General features: G+C 41.3%; 27 protein-coding genes and 2 pseudogenes. 20 read left to right on the top strand and 9 right to left on the bottom strand.

The genetic code is table 11. The features are described 5' to 3' along the window. Positions 1 to 56 precede the first annotated feature (56 nt). Positions 57 to 1,343 carry a SpoIIE family protein phosphatase gene (locus V1L52_RS08375; protein ID WP_428768702.1) on the bottom strand — a complete coding sequence of 429 codons (1,287 nt, stop codon included), beginning with the start codon at positions 1,341 to 1,343 and terminating at the stop codon, positions 57 to 59. Positions 1,344 to 1,460: 117 nt separating this feature from the next. On the opposite strand from V1L52_RS08375, the gene V1L52_RS08370 reads away from it, so the two are divergent. Together V1L52_RS08370 and V1L52_RS08365 are read left to right on the top strand one after the other, a co-directional pair. Further along, positions 1,461 to 2,255, top strand: a complete 795-nt coding sequence (locus V1L52_RS08370) for a threonine/serine exporter family protein (RefSeq protein WP_428768701.1) — start codon at positions 1,461 to 1,463, stop codon at positions 2,253 to 2,255. After that, on the top strand, positions 2,252 to 2,722 hold the full coding sequence (locus tag V1L52_RS08365; protein WP_428768699.1) for a threonine/serine exporter family protein: 471 nt from the start codon (positions 2,252 to 2,254) through the stop codon (positions 2,720 to 2,722). Before V1L52_RS08370 ends, V1L52_RS08365 begins: the two co-directional genes overlap by 4 nt. Here the strand turns inward: V1L52_RS08365 and V1L52_RS08360 are convergent. Further along, positions 2,707 to 3,276: a hypothetical protein gene (locus V1L52_RS08360; protein WP_428768697.1), complete on the bottom strand. Its 570-nt coding sequence runs from the start codon at positions 3,274 to 3,276 to the stop codon at positions 2,707 to 2,709. The genes V1L52_RS08365 and V1L52_RS08360 overlap by 16 nt on opposite strands. 207 nt (positions 3,277 to 3,483) lie before the next feature. On the opposite strand from V1L52_RS08360, the gene V1L52_RS08355 reads away from it, so the two are divergent. Together V1L52_RS08355 and V1L52_RS08350 are read left to right on the top strand one after the other, a co-directional pair. Continuing rightward, positions 3,484 to 5,004, top strand: a complete 1,521-nt coding sequence (locus V1L52_RS08355; RefSeq protein ID WP_428768695.1) for a lipoprotein 17-related variable surface protein — start codon at positions 3,484 to 3,486, stop codon at positions 5,002 to 5,004. A 67-nt stretch (positions 5,005 to 5,071) separates the two neighbouring features. Next, positions 5,072 to 6,562, top strand: coding sequence for a lipoprotein 17-related variable surface protein (locus V1L52_RS08350; RefSeq protein ID WP_428768693.1), 1,491 nt, complete (start codon positions 5,072 to 5,074; stop codon positions 6,560 to 6,562). 66 nt (positions 6,563 to 6,628) lie between these two features. On the opposite strand, the gene V1L52_RS08345 is transcribed toward V1L52_RS08350, so the two are convergent. From V1L52_RS08345 to V1L52_RS08330, 4 genes are all read right to left on the bottom strand, one after another. Beyond that, positions 6,629 to 6,736, bottom strand: coding sequence for a hypothetical protein (locus V1L52_RS08345; protein ID WP_428768691.1), 108 nt, complete (start codon positions 6,734 to 6,736; stop codon positions 6,629 to 6,631). Between the two features lie 31 nt (positions 6,737 to 6,767). Beyond that, positions 6,768 to 7,169, bottom strand: a complete 402-nt coding sequence (gene vapC / locus V1L52_RS08340; RefSeq protein WP_428768689.1) for a type II toxin-antitoxin system VapC family toxin — start codon at positions 7,167 to 7,169, stop codon at positions 6,768 to 6,770. Further along, the gene (locus V1L52_RS08335) at positions 7,166 to 7,363 is read right to left on the bottom strand and encodes a hypothetical protein (RefSeq protein WP_428771814.1); all 198 of its coding nucleotides are present in this window, start codon (positions 7,361 to 7,363) and stop codon (positions 7,166 to 7,168) included. The genes vapC and V1L52_RS08335 overlap by 4 nt, the downstream gene beginning before the upstream one ends. A gap of 163 nt (positions 7,364 to 7,526) precedes the next feature. Then, positions 7,527 to 8,822: a M18 family aminopeptidase gene (locus V1L52_RS08330; protein WP_428768687.1), complete on the bottom strand. Its 1,296-nt coding sequence runs from the start codon at positions 8,820 to 8,822 to the stop codon at positions 7,527 to 7,529. Positions 8,823 to 8,930: 108 nt separating this feature from the next. Between V1L52_RS08330 and V1L52_RS08325 the strand changes: the two genes are divergently transcribed. Then, the gene (locus tag V1L52_RS08325; RefSeq protein ID WP_428768686.1) at positions 8,931 to 9,806 is read left to right on the top strand and encodes an undecaprenyl-diphosphate phosphatase; all 876 of its coding nucleotides are present in this window, start codon (positions 8,931 to 8,933) and stop codon (positions 9,804 to 9,806) included. A 95-nt stretch (positions 9,807 to 9,901) separates the two neighbouring features. Here V1L52_RS08325 and V1L52_RS08320 read toward each other — a convergent pair whose 3' ends face one another. The 3 genes from V1L52_RS08320 to V1L52_RS08310 form a co-directional block, all read right to left on the bottom strand. Further along, entirely contained in the window at positions 9,902 to 10,756 is an 855-nt protein-coding gene (locus V1L52_RS08320) for a carbohydrate ABC transporter permease (RefSeq protein WP_428768684.1), read from the bottom strand. Then, the gene (locus V1L52_RS08315) at positions 10,753 to 11,667 is read right to left on the bottom strand and encodes a carbohydrate ABC transporter permease (RefSeq protein WP_428768682.1); all 915 of its coding nucleotides are present in this window, start codon (positions 11,665 to 11,667) and stop codon (positions 10,753 to 10,755) included. The genes V1L52_RS08320 and V1L52_RS08315 overlap by 4 nt, the downstream gene beginning before the upstream one ends. Positions 11,668 to 11,747: 80 nt before the next feature. Next, positions 11,748 to 13,022, bottom strand: coding sequence for an ABC transporter substrate-binding protein (locus V1L52_RS08310; protein WP_428768680.1), 1,275 nt, complete (start codon positions 13,020 to 13,022; stop codon positions 11,748 to 11,750). A gap of 237 nt (positions 13,023 to 13,259) precedes the next feature. Here V1L52_RS08310 and murQ point away from each other — a divergent pair, with 237 nt between their 5' ends. The 15 genes and pseudogenes from murQ (at position 13,260) to V1L52_RS08235 (ending at position 26,570) form a co-directional block, all read left to right on the top strand. After that, positions 13,260 to 14,171, top strand: coding sequence for an N-acetylmuramic acid 6-phosphate etherase (gene murQ, locus V1L52_RS08305; protein WP_428768678.1), 912 nt, complete (start codon positions 13,260 to 13,262; stop codon positions 14,169 to 14,171). A 33-nt stretch (positions 14,172 to 14,204) separates the two neighbouring features. After that, positions 14,205 to 15,140 carry a BadF/BadG/BcrA/BcrD ATPase family protein gene (locus V1L52_RS08300; protein WP_428768676.1) on the top strand — a complete coding sequence of 312 codons (936 nt, stop codon included), beginning with the start codon at positions 14,205 to 14,207 and terminating at the stop codon, positions 15,138 to 15,140. A gap of 225 nt (positions 15,141 to 15,365) precedes the next feature. Next, positions 15,366 to 17,156: a sulfatase gene (locus V1L52_RS08295; RefSeq protein WP_428768674.1), complete on the top strand. Its 1,791-nt coding sequence runs from the start codon at positions 15,366 to 15,368 to the stop codon at positions 17,154 to 17,156. Between the two features lie 89 nt (positions 17,157 to 17,245). After that, a complete protein-coding gene (locus V1L52_RS08290) occupies positions 17,246 to 18,238 on the top strand; it encodes a tripartite tricarboxylate transporter substrate binding protein (RefSeq protein ID WP_428768672.1) in 993 nt (330 codons plus the stop codon). A 61-nt stretch (positions 18,239 to 18,299) separates the two neighbouring features. After that, entirely contained in the window at positions 18,300 to 18,770 is a 471-nt protein-coding gene (locus tag V1L52_RS08285) for a tripartite tricarboxylate transporter TctB family protein (protein ID WP_428768670.1), read from the top strand. Positions 18,771 to 18,782: 12 nt separating this feature from the next. After that, on the top strand, positions 18,783 to 20,273 hold the full coding sequence (locus V1L52_RS08280; protein WP_428768668.1) for a tripartite tricarboxylate transporter permease: 1,491 nt from the start codon (positions 18,783 to 18,785) through the stop codon (positions 20,271 to 20,273). A gap of 498 nt (positions 20,274 to 20,771) precedes the next feature. Beyond that, positions 20,772 to 21,758 (top strand): ABC transporter substrate binding protein, encoded by a 987-nt coding sequence (locus V1L52_RS08275; protein ID WP_428768667.1) that lies wholly within the window; start codon positions 20,772 to 20,774, stop codon positions 21,756 to 21,758. Then, positions 21,759 to 22,679 (top strand): ABC transporter permease, encoded by a 921-nt coding sequence (locus V1L52_RS08270; RefSeq protein ID WP_428768665.1) that lies wholly within the window; start codon positions 21,759 to 21,761, stop codon positions 22,677 to 22,679. Then, complete coding sequence (locus V1L52_RS08265) at positions 22,673 to 23,461, top strand: ABC transporter ATP-binding protein (RefSeq protein WP_428768664.1); 789 nt, start codon at positions 22,673 to 22,675, stop codon at positions 23,459 to 23,461. The genes V1L52_RS08270 and V1L52_RS08265 overlap by 7 nt, the downstream gene beginning before the upstream one ends. Before the next feature lie 264 nt (positions 23,462 to 23,725). Beyond that, positions 23,726 to 23,959, top strand: a complete 234-nt coding sequence (locus V1L52_RS08260; RefSeq protein WP_428768662.1) for an AbrB/MazE/SpoVT family DNA-binding domain-containing protein — start codon at positions 23,726 to 23,728, stop codon at positions 23,957 to 23,959. Continuing rightward, positions 23,953 to 24,291, top strand: coding sequence for an endoribonuclease MazF (gene mazF, locus V1L52_RS08255; protein WP_428768660.1), 339 nt, complete (start codon positions 23,953 to 23,955; stop codon positions 24,289 to 24,291). Before V1L52_RS08260 ends, mazF begins: the two co-directional genes overlap by 7 nt. A gap of 125 nt (positions 24,292 to 24,416) precedes the next feature. Further along, positions 24,417 to 24,664 (top strand): annotated as a pseudogene (locus V1L52_RS08250) (DUF3781 domain-containing protein). Between the two features lie 3 nt (positions 24,665 to 24,667). Continuing rightward, positions 24,668 to 25,285 carry an SAP domain-containing protein gene (locus tag V1L52_RS08245; RefSeq protein ID WP_428768658.1) on the top strand — a complete coding sequence of 206 codons (618 nt, stop codon included), beginning with the start codon at positions 24,668 to 24,670 and terminating at the stop codon, positions 25,283 to 25,285. A 30-nt stretch (positions 25,286 to 25,315) separates the two neighbouring features. Next, a pseudogene (locus tag V1L52_RS08240) lies at positions 25,316 to 25,441 on the top strand (integron integrase); the annotation flags it as partial. A 238-nt stretch (positions 25,442 to 25,679) separates the two neighbouring features. Continuing rightward, positions 25,680 to 26,570: a DNA adenine methylase gene (locus V1L52_RS08235; protein ID WP_428768656.1), complete on the top strand. Its 891-nt coding sequence runs from the start codon at positions 25,680 to 25,682 to the stop codon at positions 26,568 to 26,570.

Here is a 26,570-nt window from a genome sequence, read left to right as displayed (position 1 = left end):
TCCTTAAATTGAGGGAACTTCCAAAAAGCCGATCGGATTTTTAGAGATGCCCTTTATTAAAAACGTATGTCCATAAGCGTAATATCGTCACCCTGCATGGCTTCCTGAAGCCAATTGTCGACGGTTTTTTCCGCAAAAGAACTTAATTCGGATGCGTCTTTTTTATATAATTCCGTAAAAAAGCGCTTTGTCTGCTGTTCGTCGTAACGTATGCCGTCGGGGTTTTGCATATCCGTAATACCGTCGCTGTACATATTGATGTGCATACCCGGCGTGTATGCGAATATATAGACGGTTTTGCCGTCTCCCTGCTCGGGAGTTCCCTTATGCAATAAATCGCTTACCCGGCCCACGCCGAAGGGAGGCAAAGCGGGCTCTATTGAGGCCAAAATCGTTTTTTTTGCTTCTCCGGCATTTGACTGTTTCGGTGCAAATACATAGACAGTGGTATGACCGCAGTTATGAATCGTAACGGATTTATGTTCCGTATCGATAAAGCAGAGGGCTCCGGTAATAAAGTTACCTACCGGAATCACTTCTTTAAGATATAAATCGAGTGTACCGGTTAATTCTGCCGGTGTTTTTGCACTTAATAAGCCCTGTTTTATTGCACTGAAAAAACTGCCCAAGGCAACCGTTAAGAGGGCTGCAGAATAGTTTTTCCCCGCCACATCAAAGCATGCACATATATAAAAAGAATCGGAGATTTTTTCCGCCGCGTAAAAGTCTCCGCCGACAATGTTCGACATTCTGTTCCAAATACCGATTTTAAAAGGATGGGTTCCGAGCATTCCCAAGTCGGGTAAAAGATTTTGCTGAACCGTCCGCGCTTTTTCCATATCCTGTTCGCGCATTTGTGCAATGCGCTCCAAAAAATTGTCTATCGAAATAATGCCGAAAAAACTGCGGTTATTAAAAACGGGAAAATAAATAATACCTGCTTCACGGCTTATCCGACTGATTGCGGTAAGTTTTTTTTCAATAAAGTCTCGCGCGTAGAGTATGTGCGAACTTCGTTTAACATAAGAACCGGCATCTTTTCCCATAAAGCGTTTAAATGCCGTATTCGTATTTTCGACAACGGTATTTCTGTCTATAACGCCGATAACCCTGTCATATTCTTCAACGGGAACCGCCTCAAGATTCGGGTCATTTTTAAACATTTGCGCAAGCGTTTCCAAGGGGGTGGAACTGTTTACGGGTTCGACGTATTTTGCCGCAGAACCGATTTGTCTGAATGAAAACATATCGGAAAAATTCGCTTCGGCGCTTTTGTTCTCCGCTTCGCTCTTATTCTCGGAGTCATCTAAAAAAAACTGCTCATCGATAAATTCTTCAATCATATTATTTTCTCCATAAAACTCTATTATACGTTTGATTTTCTTATCTGTCAAATTTTAGATACGACAGTCTGCTGCGACTGCTGTATTTTTCTTTGCAGTTATGCTATACTGCCGCCTATGACTACGAATTCAGCCGATGCGATAACGGATATCGCTTTAAATGCCGGAAGCATTGTTTTGGAAAACGGAGGCGAAACCTATCGTACCGAGGATACCATTATGCGTATAGCTTCTTCTTTAGGCGCTCTTTCTCCGTCATCATTTGTAACACCGACGGTGGTAATGTTGTCTTTTACCGATATGCAGGGACGGCACCACAGTTCAATGCGGCGCATTAAAAAAAGAGGCTTGAATTTACGTAAAGTTGCTTTGATAAATTCTCTGTCACGACGCCTTGAAAGCCGTAAAAGAGCCGGAAAAACCGCCGATTTTTTGCAAACCTCATATGTCCTTGAACGCATTCAAGCTTCCAAACGGTATACCGACTCGGCCGTTCTTGCCGCCGCTTCATGCAGTTCTTTGTTTTTCGCCTTTATGTTTGCAGGTTCTTTTAAAGACGCCCTTGCCGCCGCGGTTATAGGCTTTATTTTGCGCTTTATTGTTATACGGCTTGAAAAATTGTCTTTAAACGGTTTTATTTTATCCCTCAGTTACGGCGGCCTTATTTCCGTCCTGACCGAACTTGTTTCCGTGTTAGGCTGTATAGATTCCCCGTTGATTGTAACATCGGCGGTATTGATGCAGGTAGTACCCGGTCTTGCGATTGTAAATGCAATACGCGATATTATAGCAGGAGATTTGGTTTCCGGAGCTGCACGGGTTTTGGAAGCTTTTATGATTGCCGCCGGATTGTCCGCCGGTTCGGTTTTGGGTATCTTTGTTTTTTCAGGTATCACGGGGGCGTTGTTATGAGTGCGGCCGTACTTATTTTGTCTTTTGTATGGGGATTCGGCGCTTCTTTTTGCTATGCCCTTATTTTTAATGCCGATTATAAGGGGTTGTTGTGGACTCCCTTTATAGGTTCTTTGGGCTGGGGATTGTATACGCTTTTATCTTCATCCGCAGGTATGGAAAGCTTTGCGTATTTTGCGGCCTCTTTTGCCGTTTCGGCCCTTTCCGAAGTTTTCGCGGTTGCGGTTAAATGTCCGGCCACGGTATTTTTAATTCCGGGCTTGATTCCCCTTGTACCGGGAGGCGGTATGTTTCAAACTATGCGTGCCTTTGTGCAAGGCGATATGGATACTGCAGCCCGTATCGGTTTTACCACCTTGAGTGCCGCAGGCGCCATTGTTTTGGGGCTCGCAATCGCTTCATCTCTTGCACATATTTTATTTGTGATTTTACGGAATGTCGGAAAAAAAACTCAAAAATACACATAAAATGAAAATCCGTATTCGTGAGCGTATGCCCCGTAATCTCCTTTAAAGGTGTATACCGCCGAAACGGCACTGTTTTGGGAAAGAGAAATGTATTCTTCGGCACTTACCGCATAGCGTAAATGGTTTATATCAATTGGAGACTGCATGACCGAAGCGGTGATTTTATTTTTCCATATACCCGCCGTTGTAATAAAGCCCGCTTCGGCTCCGAGCAATAAATCGGTTTTGTATTTATATGCCGGTGAAAAATAAGAATCAAAACCGCATATACAGTAGGGCTGTATCCAAGATAGAGGAAGGGCGCTTAAGCCGTACATAAATTTAATACGCCACGCAGGCTTTTCTATTCCGTTTTTATCCGTATTTGCTTCAAGGCCTGTAAGAGCGGTAAAACAGGGATTCAAAAAATACACATCGCTTACCGGCAGTGAAACGATATCGAATAAGTCCAGCCTGTGTATTGCAAAGGGGGTGTCGGCAAAGGGACGCAGCTTTATTTCGCAGCGTGCAAATGTGAGCTGGGAGTTTTTAGTGTATCCGGTATCGCTGTCCATAAGGTCGTGCGATGTAAGACGCCAGCCGAACAGGGTATAAAATAGGTGTATTTTTGTTTTGTTGTCAATACAAAGAGGCGGTAATTTTTTTTTGTTTTGTAGGTTAAAATCTCCCTTACTTTCACACTTACATTGTTTTTTTATATATTTTATGTTATAATATAGCCATAACAAAATATTTATTTTAAATATTGGGAGTACAAGACTATGAATAAACTGTTAAGATTTGGGACAGTAGTGTGCCTTTTTTCGGTTATACTGCTTTCCTGTGAACAGGCAGGTATCAAACAAAGCCCTCCTGCAGGAGCTCCGGCCGGAGACTCTCGTTTTCTTGCTTTGTCATCTGGCGCTCAGGTTTCAGATTTATCCGAACGTGAACTGCGTATGCTTTTCGGTTTGGAAAAAACAAAAATAACCGCCTCCGATGCCGCAAAAAAAGTTGCAGCCGGGTCCGGTAAAAAAATCGGTATGTTTACCTTCGGCGAAAACGAGGCCCTCTCTTATGACGACAAGGCGGGAACCTTTACCGTAAAAGTAAAAGGTACAAAGGGCGGAAAATCTTTTGACAAAACTTTGACTGTAAGCGGTTTTACCCATCCGTATGAGAATACACTACTCGCTTCTATTGAGAGTCAAACAGGTAATAAACTCATATTCAATAATGTAATTGAAAAAAATACGGCCCTTGCCGACTTTATTGCCGAAGCAAATACGGCTAAGGGGATAGGATATACTTCCTTTTCCTACACGCTGGTCGGAAGCGATAAAACGGTTTCTATCGGCGACCATTCAGCCTATGAGCTTGCCGCTGTTTTGAGTGAAAAAGCCGGCAAGATAAAAATAGATGCCGAATATGCCGTAAAATATAAAAAATATAACGGCAGCGGTGATGAAAGCGTTGAGCTTGATCCCCTTTCGCGTAAAACCGTATCGGCTGCTGAACCGTATTTTACAAAAGAAGATGTATTTAAATATATTTTGGAAGAGGTAAAAAAAGACGAGGGTTTTATTCAAACGCAAAATAAGTTCGCTTCCGAGTTTTATGCCCGTGCCGTAACCTCTAATAAAACACCGGCAGGTTTGTTTAATACGTCAAAACTGCAAAAATACCGGGATATATACCAAACCAAAGAGGACGGTGAGCATCTTGCGCTGCCCGATATCGATGCTGCGATATTGAATCCGCGCAGTAACGGCATAAAAGCCGACGATTTTGCAGGTAAGCTTGATGTAACCTACTATATTGCGACAAAGAATTTAATAGAGAATATCGGCTCCAACGGTTTTATTCCCGCAACTTTTACAACAACCAAGACCGGTTTTCTTAAAGTAGATGAAACTGCTGCAAATAATTTGTTCTTTTTCGGTCTTACAAAATCCTCAGGTAATCTCTCCGTTTGGGATGCGGGAACCGTTCAGGAAACTTTTTTGGTAAGAGAAACGGGTGATGTCGGAGCCGCTGATTGGCTTAGCGCAAATAACAATATTTCATTGGGATATGTACTTGCCGCAAACGGCAGTGCGGATTTTGTCGGGGACAAAATGTTGGCCGATAAAGAGGACGCCTTTCTTTCGAAAGGACTGAACGGAAAATCCATTCTTATTAAAACCGTAAAAATATCTAAAGCTGCCGGTACACGTCCTCTTACCGTGAGTATAACATTTGAAGGTATTAATGATGGTGTTGACGGAAAGCCGATAGTTTTAACCGCCCGCCCGTCCCGTTAATATCATGGATGAAATTTTCATGACAATATCAAAAGATAAAAACATTATATTGCCGATTATTACGCTTTTGATTTTACTCTTTGCCGGCTGTCCGCAGTCTTCCGATAAGATTTCCAAACCGGGTTCGACTCAGTCTGGCACTACGATACACGGAGAAAAGATAGATATTTCCGAAACGGAATTGCTTACGGCTCTCAACTTAACACGCGGAAGTCAGTCAGCCTCGGAAGCCGCAAAGAAAATCGCGGCACAAACAGGTAAAAACGTCGGCCGCCTTAGTTTTACCGAAGCGAAGTCCCTTGCCTATGATGATGAGGCGGGAACATTTAAGGTAAAAGTTGTAGGCAAAAAGAACGGGAAAAATTTCGATAAAACTTTTAACGTAACGGGTTTTACGCATCCGTATGCAAGTCCGCCCCAATCGGCAATACAGGTTGAATTCAAGTTTGATGCAGGTATTGAAGAAAATCTTTCGATTGATAAATATATAGAAAAAATAACTCCCAACCTTAAAGCTCATTTAACCTTTTCTTTTTCTTTACAAAACGGAAAAGCCATCACACTAGGTTATGATAACGACTATTATGAATTGACTGCACAAGTTTCTAATTCGAACGGAGAATTAAAAATAAGTCCTGAATATAAACTTAAATACAAAAAAAAGCTTAGAGGTGAGGATGAAACGTCTGTTTCGACAGCATATACGTCTGCAATGCCTGTCTTTACCGGCCAAAAAAAAGACTATTTCACGGAAAAAGATGTTTTCGAGCATATCTTTAACAAAGTAAAAGATGATCCCGAACTTATAGTGGCGGATGCCGGAAGCTATGCTTCCTCTAAATATGCTTTTGCAATGGTATTGAACAACGGAGGTACGTTATTTAATACCGGTAAGATTGCGCAATATGTAAATGTTTATAATACAAAAGGAGCAGATAATCATCGTGAAATCAAAAATATTACACCGGCTATGGATAATGTGAGAGGCGGAGGAATTACAGCAGATGACTATGAAGGAAAGCTGACCGTAAATTTCTATATTTCAAAAGCAGAATATATTGCCGATGGTAATACTCCCGACGATAAGGAAAAATCCGGCAGTTATACTGTAGTGCGTTCCGGATTTAAAAAACTGCCTTCCGATATATCTTCCAATGTACGTTCGGTTCTTGAATTCAGTCTGGGGAAAATTACAGACGGAAACGGTACGCAAGATACATGGAAAAAAAGACGCATTAACAACACTGCTTTAATTTCAATGAAATACACGGGTATAAATAGTACTTATGATAATTGGTTTTCACTCAATGATGATCTTAAGATTACAGGAGACACTTCCGGATTTTATCTTATACTGAACGGACAAGATTATACCAGCCGAATGCCTAATCATCAAGATAATTTTCTTGTGCCGACAAATGGCGACGAGAATGTCAAGATATTGATTAAACATCTACAGATATCAAAAAATGTCGGCGAAGAAGAACTTACGATAAGGGTGCAGTTTATGGGCGGAAATGATACTGAAACCGTTAAGATAAAACCGCAATCATATTAACTTTATCAATTCCCGTTCTGTTAATCGGGGCTGTCGCAAGCATAGGGTTTGTGTCAGCCCCGGCCTTCATCCGCGGTACAATTCTGCAAATACTTTAAAAATCGCTTCCTGGTCTCGGGTGCCTGCAAGTTCACGTATCGAATGCATCGCCAAAACGGGGTTCCCTATATCCACGCTTTTTATATGCACTTGGGCACTTATTTATCTACATCGCAAGCTTTAATTCCGTAATAATTTGCGCCATATTTACAAAATCATCATCATCGTATAGAAGCGGAATATTATTCTCAATCGCAGTCTCTGCAATCAGCAAATCTACCGTACTACGAATTGTAACACCTCTTCTACGACAACGAAAGTTCAAGAGAGCGGCATTTTCAAAGGATTGAATCCCCAGTTTTAGCGAATATAACGGTACATCGCTTAAATAAGATTTCAAAAGGGCAAATTCTTTTTCGTCTTTTGCACCTTGCAGAATTTCCTGATAAATAAATTCATTGATACAAAAATATTTTTGTTCATCAATCAATTTTTCGAAATATGCGGTTCCGATAGTTTCCCTGCCGCGAAAAAAATTGACCAGCACGGACGTATCTACTAAAATCATTGGGAACTCCGCATTGCTTTATAATCATATCCGTCAGCAAACTGAATTTTACCCTTCAGGTCGGCAAGACTGCGCTGTTTTTTTTCAGTGGGTAATTCAATTGCTTCCATGTATGAAATAACCATCCGTGCCTGCTCATTATCAAGCAGGGCAAAATAATCCATCGCTTTTTCTTTAAGAGCCGTTTCCATTATCAACGACCTCCTTACCGCCTATGATTATACTATATTCCGATAATTTTTCTACTGTGAATTATAAAAATACTGCTAAACAGTCAAAGAAAAACTCATAGCAAATTATTCAGAAGGTTTCCAAGTCTTTGTACTTATTCCCGCTGTGAAAATATCTCGACGGCCTTCACCCGCGGTACAATTCTGCAAATACTTTAAAAATCGCTTCCTGATCTCGGGTGCCTGCAAGTTCACGTATCGAATGCATCGCCAAAACGGGGTTCCCGATATCCACGCTTTTTATATGCACTTGGGCGCTTGAAACCGGCCCTATGGTCGAGCCGCCCCGTATATCCGAGCGGTTTACAAAGGTTTGAAAGGGAACACTCGCACGGCGGCACAATTCCTTAAAAACGGACGAAGAAACCGCATCCGAGGTATAACTCATCGATGCCGCATTTTTGATAACGGGCCCGCCGTTTATAAGCGGAAAATTCGTAATATCGTTTTTTTCGGGATAGTTCGGGTGAAAGGCGTGTGCCTGATCGGCCGAAATTAAAAAAGACCGAGAGAGGGCTTGCTGTAAGCGTTCAAAGGCACCTTCTTTATATACCGCCGCGGCTATTCTGTGCAGGGTGTCGGCAAAAAAGGGACTTCCCGCCCCCTGTGCGCTTGCAGACCCCACTTCTTCGTTATCGAAGATAACCGCAGTTTGTATAAAATCGGCAGGCTGTGCCAGAGCGAGTGCCTTTATTGAAGGGTAGGCCATGCCGAGGTTGTCTATTTTCCCCGCCGAAAAAAACTCATCCTGCGCACCCGTAAAACAGCCTTTTTGCGTACAATACAGATAGAGGTCAAAGTCCGCAATGTCTTCGGCTTTTACATGCAGTGTATCCGCAATAAGTTCGGTTAAAAAATTTTCGGCTTTGCAGTCCCCGTTCAAAACTGCTAAAAGGGGAAGGATATCCTTTTGTTTATTGATAGCAACACCTTCGTTTACTTCGCGGTTCATGTGGATTGCAAGGTTCGCAATCGTAAAAAGCGGCTTTTCAAAATCGATGAGCCGTATATCGGGATTGAGTAAATCGCCTCCCTTAAGGACAACACGCCCTGCTGCCGAAAGGGGACGGTCGAACCATGTCGATAAAATCGGGGCGCCGTATACTTCGGTATTCACCGTTACATAATGATTATGTATGCATATTTCCGGCTGAGGTTTTATCTTAAAGCCCGGAGAATCGCCGTGGCTTGCGATAATTCTAAAGCCGTTTTTAAGTCCTCCGGTGCGTCCCATGCGCCAGGCTATAAGAGCGCTTCCGTTGTGTTCCGTGTAATAACCTTTTCCGTCTTCAAGGATAAAGTCGTCGCTTCTTTTTAGGCGTGTAAAGCCCGCCTCTTCCAAAAGAACCGCCGCATTGTGTACGGCATGAAACATGGAAGGACTTTTATCTATAAAATCGAGTAATTCCCGTGCTTCTTTCATATTTACAGTATAGCCGAAAAACCGCCGAGAGGGAAGCCGTTCAGTCTTTTGCGTACTTCGCGGTTAAAACTCCTTTCCCCGAATGCGCTTTTGTGTTACACTCCTCTTATGCAAAATCTTCCTTTTTTTGAAATGTTTAAAGCGCTTATTATCGGTATTGTTGAAGGTATTACCGAATGGCTTCCGGTAAGCAGTACGGGGCACATGCTCATAGTCGATGCCTTTTTACCGATGAATATGAGTGCCGAGTTTAAATCCCTCTTTTTTATTGTCATTCAGCTTGCCGCGGTTTGTGCGGTAATTATCTTATTTTGGAATCGTATGTTTCCCTTCGGTTTTGAAAAATCCGCCGAAAGCGGCTTAAGCGGTGCGTCAAACGGCTTGCCTAAAATAGTCGTACACAAGGATATTTTTTCTCTCTGGTTTAAAACCGTCGCTGCCTGCATTCCCGGAGCCGTTGCCGTATTTGCAGCGGATGATTTTATCGAAGAACATTTATACGGCCCCGCGGTTATTTCTTTTGCGCTGATTTTTTACGGCATTGTCTTTATCGTTATTGAAAACATCAATAAAAAGCGCGATGCCCGCATAAACGATGTACGGGATATCGATTATAAAACCGCCCTCATCATCGGCTTGTTTCAAGTGCTTTCGATAATTCCCGGAACTTCGCGATCGGGTGCGACGATTATAGGAGCGCTTCTTATCGGCGTATCGCGCACCGCCGCCGCCGAGTTTACCTTTTTTCTTGCCGTTCCCGTTATGATAGGCTCAAGTTTGTTAAAGCTTTTAAAATACGAGGGAAGCTTAGGCGGTGCCGAATCTGCCGTTTTAGCTGTCGGCTGTATAACCGCCTTTATCGTTTCCCTTGCCGCCGTCAAGTTTTTAATGTCCTATATAAAAAAGCACGACTTTAAACTCTTCGGTTTTTACCGTATCGCTTTTGGGGCTGCGGTTTTGCTGCTTTTAGGTTTTATACGCTGATTTGTCCGTGTGCGGCGGCATTTTAATTTAAAAACAACCGGGCTGCCGAAGCCTCACTTTTTCGGCAGCCCGGTCCCGTATTGTACCTGTAAATTTTATTTTACGGCTCCGGCCGTCATACCCTTTATAAAATACTTACTCATAAAAATATACATAATGAGCATCGGCAAAATTGCGACAGTCAAACCGGTAAATAAAAGCGTCCAGTTTGTGCTGTGCTGGCCGAAAAAGGTACTTAAGCCGACCGGCAGGGTTTTTAATTTTCTGCTGTGTAAAAAGACCAGCGGAAAAAAGAAGTCGTTCCAAATAGGAACCGAGTTATAAATCGTTACCAGGGCTATCCCCGGTGCGATAACGGGCATCATAATTCTGGCGTAAATGCCGAAATCGCTGCATCCGTCTATGCGGGCCGCATATTCAAGGTCGAGGGGAATCGATTTAAAAAAGCCGGATAAGATAAATATGGTTGAAGGAATACCCATTGCCGTAAAAATCAAAATAACCGACAAAAAGTTATCCATAAGACCGAGTTTTTTTATCAGCATAAAAAGGGGAATAATCGCCGCTTTTAAAGGAAGCATAATACCGCTCAAAAAAATCATATAGAGAAGGGTATTGCCCTTAAATGAATAACGGCTTATTCCGTAGGAGGCCATAGAGCCGAATAAAAGCACCAAGCCCATCGAAACGGCAGTTACGATAATACTGTTGACAAAAAAGGTACTGAACCCCATATCTATCCATACTTTTTTGTAGGATGAAAAATCGGGTTTTTCGGGAAGCGAAAACGGATGTTTTAGAATTTCCCGTGTAGGTTTTACCGATGAGATAACCATATTAAACAGAGGATATACAATCAATACAACGTATATAACCATCAAGCTTAAAATACATATAATCCCCAGGCGCTTTAAAAGCTGCGCGTTTGAAAATTTGAAATCCGTGGTCATAGTTCAGTTTCCTTGCTTTTTCCGATTGCAACGGAGGCGAGAGAAATAAAAAAAGTCAATATATAAATAATAACGGCAATGGCGCTTCCGATTCCTATTTCGGGGTTACCCGTATCTACGGAGCCGAAGGCGGTACGATAAAAAAGCGTTCCGATTGTGTCGGTGCTGTAGTTCGGCCCGCCGCCCAAGTCGGTCATTGTGTATATTTGTTCAAAAACATTTAAGCTTCCTATTATAGTCAGTACAACAATGACGGTTACCGAAGGAATAATCAGCGGAAAAATAATACGCCAAAATAAACCCGTTTCGCTTACACCGTCCAAGTGTGCGGCTTCCAGGCAGCTTTGGTCAACCGAATCGATGGCTGCAAGAAATACCAGTGAAGGGAATCCCGTCCACCGCCAAATATTTGTCGCGATAATGGCAAAGGTCGCCGTTTTTTCATCTCCGAGCCATGCTCTGCGCCATGAAGACAGATCCAAGAGGTTTAAAAAGCTATTGACCAATCCGTCGCTTTTTAAATACATGCCCCATAAAAATCCGACGGCAACGATCGAAAAAAGTACGGGGATAAAAAAGATTCTCTTAAAAAAGCCGTGTCCCGCAATACGGCGGCTCAGGGCATAGCCGAACAGCAAGCCTAAAGAATTCTGAAACAGCATAGTACATATAAACCAAATGCCGTTATGCTGTAATGCGTTAAAAAAACGTGCATTATACGGGAAGGTAAAGAACAGTTTTTGAAAATTACCTAAGCCGATAAATTTGCCGCGCAAAAGCTGGTTCCACTCAAAAAAGCTGTTAAAAAGGCTCATAAAAAGCGGCAATAAAATAAATACCGTAACAATTACCAAAGCCGGCGTTACGAAGAGGGCAATCCATAAAGATTTTCTTGTGTTTTTATTTATCATAAGGATGTCGTTTAGTCTACTTTTGGAAAAAAGAACTTACCGTAAAAACGGCATTTTTACGGTAAGTCACATTACTCTTTTTACTTTTGGAAGGGTTTATAATACGATGCTATACCGTCCTGAACTTTTTTACAGGCTTCTTCCGCGGTCAAAGAGCCGGACAAAAAGCCCTGACCTGCAGCCTGCCACAATGAAGAGCCTGTCGGCTGTTCGTAGCGGAAGGGAACGAGGAAGATATAGCTTGTGCTGTTTTTCAAAAGGGTAATAACCTTTCCGACAAAGGGATCAAGCTTTGTATCCACTCCGGGAACGGAACTGACCATTTTCAGTTCGGAAACAATCATGTTGCCTACTTCTTTGGAGCCGAGGAATTTTAAAAAGGTCAGTGCGGCGTCTTTTTGTTTGGTTGCAGCATTTACCGCCCAGTTCATATCGGCATAAAAGGTTACATACTGAGTACCGGCCTTTTCACCCGGAACGGGGAATACGTCAAAAGCCAACGAGGGATTTTGAGCTTTAAAGGTTCCGGCTTCATAAGAACCGCCGATCATGTGTGCGGACATTTCGTTGATAAAGGAACCCTGTATGTCGGTATAGCCTACACCCGTAAATAATTCGGGCATGTAGGGGCGAAGTTCACCGATTTTTTTGACGGCTTCCACAAAGCGCGGGTCTTCAAAGGTTGTTTTACCCGTTGTAACCGCATTAAAGAAATCGTTTGCACCGTAAAAGTTGGGTCCGATGCCGCCCATAAGGGTTTCAACCGTCCAGCCGTCCTTTGAACCGTTGGCCAGGGGGACAATACCGCTTTTTTTGCACGTTTCGAGGTTGGAAATAAATTCCGCCCATGTCGTGGGAACCTTTAAACCGAGCTTGTTATATACGTCTTTGTTGTAATAGCAAAAAATAGCCTGGCTTAATGCGGGCAGTCCGTAGATTTTACCGTCGGTAACGCTGCGGGCACCGCTTTTGGCGGGTTCCGAATAAGATTTTAATTCGGGTACCAAATCATCCAATGCGAGAACATAGCCGCTGTCCGCCAGGGGTTTTAATCCGCCGTAGGCGCGTCCCATGAATACGTCCGGACCTCCGCCGCCCTGAAGCGATGCGCTGAGGATTGTGTTGTATTCCGTATTTTTTATTGCGGTTTGTTTTACCTTTATTTTGGGATGTTTTTTTTGAAAGGCGTCGATAACTTTGTCATAAAATTCGACGTCTTCGGTCCGCCATGTCCAGAATTCCAGCGTTACTTCTTCACCGGAAACATTGCCTTGATCACCCGATCCCTTAGCCGTCAGTGTTAACGGGATAAGGAGCAAACACACCGAGAAAAATACAATTAACTTATTTTTCATAATTTTTCCTCCGTAAAATTAACTGTTGAAAATATTGTAATTCATCAATTGCAATTATTCAATAGTGATTTCCTTTGTTGCTCTTATTTTTATCCCATAAATGCACTTTTTTTTCATTTTTTTTGTAAAAAAGTGAAATTTTCTTTTGCTTTTCTATACACAAAGGCCGCCTATTCGGATATAATAAAAAGAGACAGGCACAAGGCTTTTTTAATTTTTACTTAACTTGGAGATACTATGAATCCTATTCCCGCAACGGAACAGCGTAACCCCGCTTCGTATCAAATCGATACGAAAAGCACCGCAGAAATTTTACACATTATCAATAATGAAGATAAAAAAATTGCCGCCGCGGTAGAAACCGCTCTTCCCGTATTAACGGACTTGATTGACCGGCTGGTCGATATTTTTAAAAAAGGCGGCCGCCTGTTTTATGTAGGGGCGGGAACATCCGGCAGACTGGGTGTGTTGGATGCTTCCGAGTGTCCGCCGACATACGGCGTTTCTCCCGACATGGTTCAAGGTCTTATTGCCGGAGGAGATACCGCACTTCGCCGTTCGATTGAAGGTGCCGAAGACGATGAAAATCACGGAGTAGACCAGCTTAAAAATGCCGGCTTTTCTTCTTCCGATATGCTCATCGGCATTACCGCTTCGGGTTCAGCCCCCTATGTACTCGGAGCTCTCAAATATGCCCGTTCTCTTGGATGTCCTACCGGAGCGATCAGCTGTAATAAAGATTCGGCTACTTTTAATCTTGCCGATTTTGCGGTTTTTTTACCCGTAGGCCCCGAAATCGTAACCGGTTCTACGCGTATGAAGTCCGGCACCGCACAAAAGCTTGCTCTTAATATGATTACCACAACGTCAATGATAAGATTGGGCAAGGTGTACAACAATTTTATGATTGACTTAATGCCGGTGAATGCAAAACTGGTGGAACGCTCAAAACGCCTTATAAACGAGATAACCGGCTGCGGCGAGCAAAAAGCCGCCGAAGTTTTTACCGCTTCCGGAAAAAAAATACGCACGGCCATTATTATGGCTTCACTGAATGTCGATAAAGAAGAAGCGGAAGCTCTGCTCAAAGAGGGCGGGGGAAACATCAATTTTGCCCTTGACGCCCATGCAAAATCGGATCCCGCCTGATATCGGCCGGGATATATGTACAGGTATTAGAGTATGGAAAAGCTTTTTTTCGGAATAGACGGCGGCGGTACAAAATCGCGTTTGGGTATTATGAATGCCGAGGGTACGCTTTTGCACACGGTTACCGGCTCATCGACGAATATGTATGCGGTCGGCTTTGAAACCGCCTGTTTCAATATCCGCAGCATCTTTAAGAGTCTGCAAAGCGATTACGGTATACATGTTTCCGATTTATCGGCCGGCTGCTTTGCTTCGGCAGGTGTCAGTACCGAAATCGAACAAAAAAAATTCCGCGAGTTTTTTATCGAAGAGGGCTTCAGCTGTCCGCTCCATATGTGTGCGGATGCCTTTGCAGCCCTTGCCGGCGGTACGGGGAAGGCCGAAGGTTTGATCCTTATAAGCGGTACCGGTTCCATTGCCGCAGGGTTACGTCCCGACGGAAAAACGGCAAGAGCCGGCGGTTTGGGGCATCTTATAAGCGATGAAGGCTCCGGCTTTGCAATTGCTTTAGCCGGTATTAGAAGCGCCTCCCGCGCCCTTGAAGGCCGTGCCGAAACAACGCGTTTAACCGATATGCTTTTTGAGCATTACAAAGCTGCCGATATACGCGATTTATTTTCCTTTTTATATACCGATTTTAGTAAGGCCCGTGTTGCTTCTTTTTGCCCCTGCGTCTTCGATGCCTGGCGTTCAGGCGATGCCGAAGCGCTTCGTATCATAGATGAAGCTTCAAAGGAGCTGAGTCTGCTTGCTCAAAGCGTATACGTGCGGCTTTTTTCCGGCGATGATAAGCCTGTCCATGCCGTTTTTTCAGGCGGCATTTTCGAGCATGAAGTCGATTTTTCGCGCCGTACCGCCGCCTTTGTGCATAAGTTGTTACCCTGCGTTACCGTCCGCGAGCGCTTATACGAACCCGTGCACGGCGCCTGTATTTTGGCAAAACATGTGTACCGAAGCGGCAGGTTTTGAAATCTTTTCAATCTCCTTTTCCTTCCCTTGACGGTCATCCCGCTTTTTATCAAAGTTTTATTGCCGCTGCCAAAAGCCTTTTTCCTTTCTCTGATTAATTAGTTTTGTAAATTTTCTTGACATATTATAATAATGCTTTATAATTATTTATATGATTATTATATGTTTTAAGATATATTTATGGTCTTTAAATGTTCGTTTAAATTTATATAAGGGTATAAAATAATGAAAGCTATTATGGTTATGTATGATTCATTGAATAAAAGATTGCTTGAATCTTATGGTTGCGAATGGACAAAAACACCGAATTTTAACCGTCTTGCGGAAAAAACCGTTATATTCGATAATTTTTATGCAGCTTCTCTTCCTTGTATGCCGGCTCGTCGTGATATACATAGCGGTAGATATAATTTTTTACATAGATCGTGGGGCCCCATAGAGCCTTTTGATAATTCTATGCCAAAGATCCTTCAAGAACATGGTATATATACTCGTCTTGTAAGTGATCATGATCATTATTGGGAAGACGGCGGATGTACATATCATACTATGTATTCCAGTTGGGAAGCGGTGCGGGGACAAGAAGCGGATCCTTGGGAATATAGGGTGGATATGCCTGACATTCCTAAGCATGTCCCTACTATGCGTGAATTTACCCATCCTTCTTGGTGGCGTCATAATTGGTGCAATAAAGAATTAATACATTCTTCAAATGAGTGGCCTCAAAATCTTGTTTTTGATAAAGGTCTTCAATTTTTAGAAAAAAATAAAGATAAAGATAATTGGTTTATTCAAATTGAAACTTTTGATCCGCACGAGCCTTTTGATTCACCAAAGGAATTCCAAGATATGTATCCTGAAAATTATACAGGTGATCATTTTGATTGGCCCTCTTATGCTCCTGTTACTGAAACTACGGAAGAAGTCCGACATATACGCAATAAATATGCTGCCTTACTTTCTATGTGTGATAGAAATCTTGGGCGAATTCTTGATTTTATGGATGCAAATAATATGTGGCAGGATACGCTCTTTATTGTAAACACTGATCATGGTTTTATGCTTGGGGAAAAAGATTGGTGGGCGAAATCGGTTATGCCATGCTATAATGAATTGGCAAATATCCCCTTTTTTTTATGGGATCCGCGTATCGGGAAAAAAAATGAGAGAATAAATGCTCTTTGTCAAACTATTGATATTCCGGCTACTATATTGGAGTATTTTGGTGTTGATAGACCGCCAGAGATGAAAGGGCATCCTCTTTCACGTGTTCTTAAAGAAAATAAATCAGTTAGAAAGTATGCGCTTTTCGGCTACCACGGTTCTTTTGTCAATATTACGGATGGAGAAATGCTTTATATGCGTGCTGCGGCTTCCATAAGTAACCAACCGCTTTATGAATATACCTTGATGCCGATGCATCAAGATAAAATCTTTTCTCCCGAGGAATTGTCAGAGACTGTAATGGTGGATTTACCCTTCGGAAAGGGGTGCAAAGTAATGAAAATCCCGGTAAAGAGCCGTTTAGCAAACCCCACATTTTGTAACTCTTTTCAATACGGGCATAAATTATTTGATCTTCGTTTGGATCCTGAACAACTGTATCCTCTTAATGATCCGATGCGGGAAGCAGACATGATTAATGCCTTGATTGCTGAGATGAAAAAAAATGATGCCCCTATAGAACAATATCAACGACTCGGTCTTGATTTTAATTATACTTATACGGCCGATCGTGTTATAGAAGACAAACACAATTCTATAACATTTGAAAGTTTTCCTATTACTAAAAAATATTTTTGGACACAAGATGCAAAACATATATTTATAGGAATGCTTTCATTACTTACGGAAAAACAAGTCGATGAATATTTCCATTTAATTGATGAAGTAATGGAGAATGTCTCGGATAAAACGGTAACAAGAAAGCACTTTGAGACTATCGGAAAAAAGATTTATTCTACGGATGAAGGAAAATTGTTTTATTTTCTCAATAAATTATCCAGGATAAACTGATTTGTTGATGATAGTTATGTATTTTTTTTCTTGACTTAATCGTAATTCAATCATATAATAAAAGTATAAATTGTTTTGGAGGTTGAATTATGAAAAAAATAATGGTTTTGATGATGTTTATTTGTTCGTTATTTCTTTATGCCGCCGGGAAACAAGAAGAAAAAGTACAAATAGCTTCTTCCGGTTCAATAAACGGATTTACTCCTGCAAAAGACATTAATTTTATTGTCGGATTTGATGCCGGTGGAGCTGCAGATATTCCGGCCCGAATTGTGACTAAATATATGACAAAATACGCGGGTGTAAATGTGACGGTAGCAAATATTGTCGGTTCAGGGGGCCGAATTGCAGCAAAGCAGGTGAAAAACACAAAACCGGACGGCTATACACTCTTACATGTTCCGGTAGGTTATTATCTTCAGGCAGCGTTAGGAAATGCGGATTTTACTTATATGGATTTTGAACCGATAACTATGTGGTGTGATTCATGGGTAGGACTAGCTGTGCGCAAAGATTCATATTCATCATATAAAGAGTTCATTGCGAGTGCAAAAGCTAATCCCGGTAAAATTCGTGTTGGAGCTGTTGCTGGAACGCTTCCTCAACTAGCTGTTCTTGCAATTATGCATAAAGAAGGAGTTCAATTCAATTTAGTTGATATCGGGTTAAACAATAAAGCTACAGAGTTGCTTGGCGGAAGAATAGATGCGTATATCGATGCAGTAGGTGTTTTGCAACAATATGTAAAAGCAAATCAATTTAATTGTCTTATGACTTTTGCATATGAAAAAACAAAGGTTCCCGGATATGAAAATGTTCCGACTGCAGAATCTTTGGGATATAGTAATTTTGATTACTTATTGCAGTCTTTTGGTTTATGGGCTCCAAAGGGAACTTCAAAAGAAGTTATTGACTATTATGTTGATTTAATTAGAAAATGTTCTGTAGATAAAGATTGTATTGCTGAATTGAACAAACTTGGATACGGCGCTCGTTACGAAGAGGCTTCTGATTATACGATAATTTGCGAAAAAGTACTTTCTCAAACAAAAATAGCAGTTACGGAAATCCTTAAAAAATAGTTTTATTCGGGACGTACTGTACAAAATCATATAAACAGTACGTCCTTTTTCGAGAGGTTGTATGGGAGAATTATTTTTTTTAGGTATTATTCTGATAATTTGTATTTTATTTTTTTTCATGACTTTTAATTTTCCTGTTAGTATTCTTGATAAGTCTGGAGGTGCAGGTGTATTTCCTAGAGTTGTTCTTATATTCTTAGCTGTCTCTATCGTTACCCGGATTTTTATTATTTTAAAGGATAAAGAAAAAAAGCATTTTATATTATTTGAGCTGTTTCAAGGAACCCAATTAAAATTTTTTTTAAGTATAGCGGCTTATATCCTGTTATTAAATAAGCTGGGATATATTATCGCGACGCTATTATTTGCCTATGGAACTGTAAACGGTTTCTTTTATTACACAACCGGTTCTTCAGGCAGTAAAAAGCAAATTCTGATAAGAAATATTTGCATAACATTATTTGTATTTTTTATGCATTATTTTTTTTCAAATATTCTCAATATTATGCTTCCGAAACCTTTTTGGAGATAAAGGAAATATCTTATGGATTTGTCTTATGCATTTTTGAATGTCTTTAATCCCAGTAGCCTCTTATTCATTCTATTAGGGGTCGTTATAGGGAATATATTCGGCTGTATTCCCGGATTGAACACTCCTATTGCATTGGCGCTGGAACTGCCTTTTACAATGGTAATGGGAAGGGTTCCGTCGATTTGTCTTATTATGGGCACTTATATGGGTTGTGTATCAGGCGGCTTGGTGCCGGCTACACTTTTAAGGATACCCGGGACTGCTGCCTCTATTGCAACGACTTTCGAAGGGTATCCCATGACTTTAAAAGGATACGGAACGTATGCTCTTACTGTAGGGGCGTTCGCTTCGTTTTATGGAGGTATATTCAGTTCTTTTATGCTTTTGCTTTTATCTCCTTTATTGGCAAAGTTTGCTGTAGGGTTTGGTCCTTGGGAATATTTTGGGGCAACAATACTTGCTCTTACTTTGGTATCTATAATTATTCAGGGCAGAATGATAAAAGGATTTATTGCTCTTGGTTTGGGGCTTCTTGTGAAGACAGTAGGAACAAGTCCTGTCGATGGAGTCGTACAACGTTTCAGCCTTGGTAATATGTATTTAGAAAACGGTTTCAACTTAATAGCTGTTTTAATTGGTGCTTTTGCTCTGCCTGAAGTTATTAGTTCAATTACAAAACTTAAAGAACACATTCCCGTTCCGGAAATAGATAAGCGTTGGTTTCACTATCTACCCGGGAAAGATTTTTTTCGGCTGCACGGTATTATGCTGCGTTCAAGTATTATTGGTACGGTTGTTGGTATTTTACCCGGTCTTGGCGGTGGTCCTGCAGGAATGATGGCTTATGCAATAGCAAAGAAAACATCTACTCGTTCTGAAGAATTCGGTACAGGATGTGATGAAGGTATCGCAGCTTCAGAGAGTGCCAATAATGCTACAACAGGCGGTGCATTGATTCCGCTATTGGCACTTTCTGTTCCCGGGGATACCGCAACAGCTGTTATGATTGGAATATTATCGATTCAAGGTATTCCAATTGGTCCCAATTTGACATTCTCGGAACCTATATTATTTAAGACAATTTTGCTTGTAGTTTTTATTGCCAATTTTTTTATGTATCTGTATCAAGGAACAACTCTTCGTTTTATGTCTAAAGTAGTTCGAGTTCCTCGTATGTATCTTTTACCTTTAATTATTATTTTTTGTATTACCGGGATTTTTTGTATTAATTCAAATATATATGACGTTTATTTTACATTGGGTTTTATTATCTTAGGATATATTTTGGATAAAAATGATTATCCTATGGCTCCGTTTATTATGGGAGTTGTTTTGGGACCGACTGTTGAAGAAAATTTACGAAGGGCAATCGGTTACTACGGTAATTTTGTTAATTGCTTTGTACAAAGATCCGTAGGAACTTTATTTGTTATCATTGCAATTATTCTGCCACTTAGTATAGGTTTTATTGGAATGAAAAAAAATATTTTATTAAAGAAGTAAAATATTTTTTTAGTCATTTTGAAATCTTTTCAATCTCCTTTTCCTTCCCTTGACGGTCATCCCGCTTTTTATATATAGTAAGGAATATATTATATGCACGTTCTCACTGCGTTGCGAACGTGCGTAAAAAGTCAATCGAAAGTTGACACTTTCTTCTTGACTTTTTATAGGAGAAGTGTTGAAGCGTACGGCTCAAATAGCGCCGCCCGCTTCAACTTGTGTTTTGCGCTTGTACGCAAAACATTATATTATATGCACGTTCTCACTGCGTTGCGAACGTGCGTAAAAAGTCAATCGAAAGTTGACACTTTCTTCTTGACTTTTTATAGGAGAAGTGTTGAAGCGTACGGCTCAAATAGCGCCGCCCGCTTCAACTTGTGTTTTGCGCTTGTACGCAAAACATTATATTATATGCACGTTCTCACTGTGTTGCGAACGTGCGTAAAAAGTCAATCGAAAGTTGATACTTTCTTCTTGACTTTTTATTAGGAGAGGAAGATGGTTCAAAAAAAAGCTCTTATTAAAGTTCTGTGTGCTTCGGTTTTATGTGTACTCTCGCTGTTCGCATTTTCGGGCTGTTCAAAGGAACAGGGCGGGGTAAAAACGAAAGAAAAAAAATCGTTTAAAATCGGCATTTTGCAGCTTGTCGAACACGACGCCCTCGATGCTTCGTATAAGGGCTTTGTCGACTCTTTAGCCGAAGCCGGCTACGTTGACGGAACGAATATCTCCATCGATTATCAAAACGCTCAGGGCGAACAGGCAAACTGCCAAACCATCGCGCAAAAGTTTGTAAACGACCGCTGCGACCTTATTTTAGCCATTGCAACTCCGGCCGCTCAAGCCGCCGCCAACTTAACCGATACGATTCCCATCCTCGTAACGGCGGTAACCGATCCCGAATCGGCAAAACTCGTAAAATCGAATGCGATGCCGGGAACCAATGTAAGCGGTACTTCCGATTTAACCCCCGTTGAAGCGCAAATCAAGCTTTTAAAGAAAATTGTTCCCGGTGCAAAAAAAATCGCCCTTTTGTATAATTCCAGCGAGCAAAATTCGGCCTTTCAGGTTGCAATCGCAAAAAAAGCCTGCGGTGAAATCGGTCTTTCCTATGTTGATGCGACCGTTTCAAACTCAAATGAAATTCAGCAAGTTGTACAAAACCTTGTCGGCAAGGTCGACGCGATTTACGTTCCCACCGACAATATGATTGCAGCAGGCATTACCACAGTCGGAATGATTGCCCGCGAAGCGAAACTGCCGGTTATTTGCGGCGAAGAAGGCCCGGTGATGAAAGGCGGTCTTGCAACCTACGGCATCAACTATTACGAATTGGGTAAATTGACCGGCAAGCAGGCGGTGCTGATTTTACGCGACGGCAAAAAGCCTGCCGAAATGCCGATTGAATATGTACAATCCTTCGATTTAACCGTAAACAAGGATATGGCCGAAGCCATCGGTATTACGATTCCCTCGGATTTATAAATGGGATTTTTACTCGCAGTACAGGGAGCCGCCTCGCAGGGAATTCTGTGGGGCATTATGGCTTTGGGCGTTTTTATCACTTTTAAAGTTCTCGACTTCCCCGACTTAACCGTTGACGGAAGCTTTGCCCTCGGCGGTGCGGTAGGGGCTGTGTTGGTTTCCCATAATGCGGATCCCCTCGTTTCGCTTGCAGCGGCCTTTATCGCCGGTTCTTTTGCGGGCGCCGTAACCGCCTTACTGCACACAAAACTTAAAATTCCGGGAATTTTGGCCGGTATTTTAACGATGATTGCCCTGTACTCGGTAAATATCCGCATTATGGGCAAGGCCAATATACCGCTTCTCGGCGTTACAACGCTTATGAGCCGTGTCGCAGACCTTACGGGGGCGGGCAAAACCCTCAGTTCCCTGATAAGCGGCATTGTTTTTTCCGCTGCCATCATCGCGCTTTTGTATTGGTTTTTCGGTACCGAACTTGGCTCTGCAATCCGCGCGACCGGTACAAACGAGCACATGATACGCGCTCAGGGCGTGAATACCGAAAACATGAAGCTTATCGGCCTTGCCCTTTCGAACGGCTTAACCGCTCTTTCCGGCGCCCTTGTCGCCCAAAGTCAAGGCTATGCCGACGTCGGTATGGGGGTAGGGGCAATCGTTATCGGCCTTGCTTCCATTATTATAGGAGAAGTTATATTCGGCCACCGCATAGCCTTTTGGTACACCCTTGCAGGCGTCGTTCTCGGCTCGATTACCTACCGTATCATCATCGCCTTGGTGCTTCAGCTGGGTATGAAGTCAACCGACTTAAAACTTTTAACCGCCTGCCTTGTCGCCCTTTCCCTTGCGATTCCCGTTGTCAAAGCGAACTATATGCAAAAAAAACAGTTTAAAATGCGGCAAAAAGGCGGTACTTTATGCTGAGCTTACAAAACGTATCGAAAACCTTTAATCCGGGAACCATAACCGAAAAAAAAGCCCTGCACGACATCAGCCTCGATTTGGCGCCCGGCGACTTTGTAACCGTTATCGGCGGAAACGGGGCGGGAAAATCCACCCTTTTAAATTTGATTGCGGGCGTCTATACCGCCGATTCGGGCCGTATTGTTTTGGACGGTCTTGATATAAGCGCTTTAAAAGAGCACGAAAGAGCCGCTTTTTTCGGCCGCGTATTCCAGGATCCCATGCGCGGAACGGCCGCCACTATGCAGATAGAAGAAAACCTTGCCCTTGCATACCGCAGGGGAAAAAGGCGCGGTCTTCGCTGGGGCATCACCCAAGCCGAGCGAAGCCTCTACCGCGAAAAACTTGCCCTTTTGGATTTGGGACTTGAAAAGCGCATGAGTGCAAAGGTCGGCCTTTTATCCGGCGGCCAGCGCCAAGCTTTAACCCTTCTTATGGCGACATTGGAAAAGCCGAAGCTTTTGCTTTTGGACGAACATACCGCCGCCCTCGACCCCAAAACCGCCCAAAAGGTTTTGGACCTTACCGAAGAAATTATCAACCGCGACGGACTTACCGCTTTTATGGTAACCCACAATATGAAAAACGCCATCCGCTACGGCAACCGCCTCATTATGATGCATGAAGGGCGCATTATCTACGACGTAAGCGGAGAAGAAAAAAAGAATATCCAAGTTGCCGACCTTCTTAAAAAGTTCGAAGGCGCCGACGGAACCCTGAACGACCGCATGCTGTTGGGATGATTGGATTTTCGGCGGCTATGCTTCGGCGGAACGCGGCGGCCCCAAATACTATATTCCGGAACACATGATTGATTTTGATTTGGGTTGGTATTAACCGGTGTTTATAGGGGATTTATAAATATCCCTATTTTGGTAGCTCTTTGCGATTTTATTTTTATTCGTGCGGGGGCTTTAATACCCTTGTTACGATGTTCCGCGTCGGGGGGCGTTAATTCTTGACAGTATGTATATATGATGTATATACTTGAACTTGCGGAGGTGATTATGGAAGCTGTAGTTCAAAAATGGGGAAACAGTCTCGGTGTACGAATCCCGTCTTTGTGGGCAAAAGATAATGCGGTAAAAAACGGAAGCAAGGTAGAAGTTATTGCGGAAAAAGGAAAAATGATAATTCTCCCACAAAAGAAATCACTCGATGATATGCTGGTTATGATAACCGATGAAAATCTGCATGCGGAAATTGAAACAGGTAATGCAACAGGAAATGAGGCATGGTGAGCTCCGGCTATATTCCCGAAAAAGGTGATTTGGTTTGGCTGGAGTTCAGTCCGCAAGCAGGACATGAGCAAAAAGGTTTTCGCCCCGCTGTGTGCATTTCTCAAAAAAAATATAATCTGAAAACAGGACTTGCTCTTTTTTGTCCGATAACAAGTCATATAAAAGGGTATCCTTTTGAAATTGTTCTTCAAAAACATTCGATACGGGGCTGCATTCTAAGCGACCAAGTAAAAAATCTTGATTGGCGGCATCGTAATTGCAGTTTTATAGAAAAAGCCTTCCCGGAAGAAATCGATTCCGTTATCGAAAATATAAAATTGATGATTGAATAAAATCCTGTCGCCACGGTCGTGCTTTACGAATTATTGCTGATTCGGGCCGAAAAATATGAAGGCGTAATTATTGTGGAACCCGCTGTTATCCTCATACACCGTTAGCATAGTAAAGGAAAATTAAAATGGAAAACAAACAGATACTTTTGCAGAATATTGAAACAATTCATACGACGGAAATGGGAATAGACAGAATAAGGAAAAACTTAAAGTTGGGTGCCGTTGATGTCGTTGAGTTTTGTAAGAAAAAATATCGGATAAGGAATGCAGTATCTATAAGCAGGGGAAAAACCTGTATTGTGAGATTGACGGAATTAAAATCACGATAAATTCCTACAGTTATACAATAATTTCAGCCCATAAGGTCAAATAAATTATGAAGGAACGTCCCGACTTTAATCAAATAAAATCATATCAGGATTTTGCTCAATATTATTGGTACCGGGAAGAATTGAAACGGATATGTAAGAGCTTAGATATAGACTATGCGGGAACCAAGTTAGAGTTAAATTATAATATCGAGGAATATTTTAAGGGTAATATAATTCGGAAAAAGAAGGCTGCCCGCAAAACTAAAAAAGAAGACGGTGAATTGACTTTAAAAACAGGTTTAATAGAATGCGGATTTTGTTTTAATCGGAGGTTCAGAACTTTTTTTGCAGAGCAGACAGGGGTGCGGAATTTTAAATTCAATGCCGATATGGCAGCAACGGCGAAAAAAGTAAAAGAAGACAATGATATTGCTTTTACGCTCGGCGACATGCTTGAAGTTTATTACGGCAAAAAAGTATATGTAAAATATGACAAGTCGTGTTTGCAATGGAATAAATTTGTAAAAGATTTTTGCAAAGATAAAGCAAGCATCGAATTTAAAAATAAACTGAAAGTCGCCTCAATATTGTGGAATGAAGTGCGTAATTCAACAAAAGAAAAAGTATTTACAAAAGAATTACTGACACAATTTGCCCATAAGATAGAGCAATATAAAACGTAGCACCCGCTTCAACCTGACAAACGGGACTGAGCCTGTTATGATATCCGTACAATTCAAGAACTTCTCGGTCACAGCGATGTTAAGACTACTATGGTTTACACACAGGTTCTAAACCGCGGAGGTTTAGGTGTGCAAAGTCCTATAGACAGAATGTGAGTTTGTTTCGTTGGCCGTTTAATGAAGATAGGCCTAATCTGCCTGTTGTTGTTCGCCTTATTATATATTATTAGTAGAGAGATTTGCTGTTTTGTTTTTAGGCAGTTTAGATTGCAAATTGCCGTTCTCCGTGATATAATGAGGAAGGATCAAAAGGGTGTTATGCGGACACACCACTGGGGCGGTGTTTAAGAAAAATATAGAAATTTTCGTTAAAAAGTAGTATAATTTAAATAATATGTTGGCAAAGCCGTTTGTAAAATGGGTTGGCGGGAAAAGCCAATTACTTGAAGAAATTAGAGAAAAATACCCCTTGAAAATAGAAAAGTATTGTGAACCATTTGTTGGTGGTGGAGCTGTGCTTTTTGATATTTTAAGTAAATTTCAACCAAAAGAAATATTAATCAACGATATAAATAAAGAACTCATAAATACTTATACTCAAATAAAAAATAATTGTGAAAAAATAATTTCACAACTTTCTAATTTGCAATACATTTATAAAAATCAATCTATTGAAAAAAATAAAGAGTTCTATTATGAAAAAAGAACTTGGTATAATGAATTAATAGTAAACGGAAATAATTCAGAAAACCTTGAAAAAGCCGCTTTATTTATTTTTTTGAATAAAACATGTTTTAATGGACTATATCGAGTAAATTCAAAAGGACTTTTTAATGTTCCTTTTAATAATGCAAAAAATCCACTTGTATGTGATGAAGAAAATCTTCGTGCCTGTTCAAAACTATTACAAAATGTAGAAATGAAAGTTGGAGATTATAAAGAATGTGAAAGTTTTATTGATAAAAAAACTTTTGTTTATATGGATCCGCCTTATCGTCCATTAACGCAAACAGCTTCTTTTACTTCATATTCAGAAAATGGATTTACAGATAAAGAACAAATTGAACTCGGAAAATTTATTACAGAAATTTCTAAAAAAGGTGCGATGATTCTTGCAAGTAATTCTGACCCTAAAAATGCAGATATAAATGATAATTTCTTTGATGATTTGTATTCAGCCTTTGAAGTAGAACGTGTAAGTGCTTCCCGAATGATAAATTCAAATGCAAAAAAACGCGGTGCAGTTAATGAACTTTTAATTAGTAATATTGCATCCGCGTTTTAG

The organism is Treponema sp. HNW (assembly GCF_050320395.1).
Taxonomy (GTDB): Bacteria; Spirochaetota; Spirochaetia; order Treponematales; family Treponemataceae; genus Treponema_C.
The sequence above is the reverse complement of the archived record's forward strand: the minus strand, read 5'-3'. Positions and strand labels throughout refer to the sequence as shown.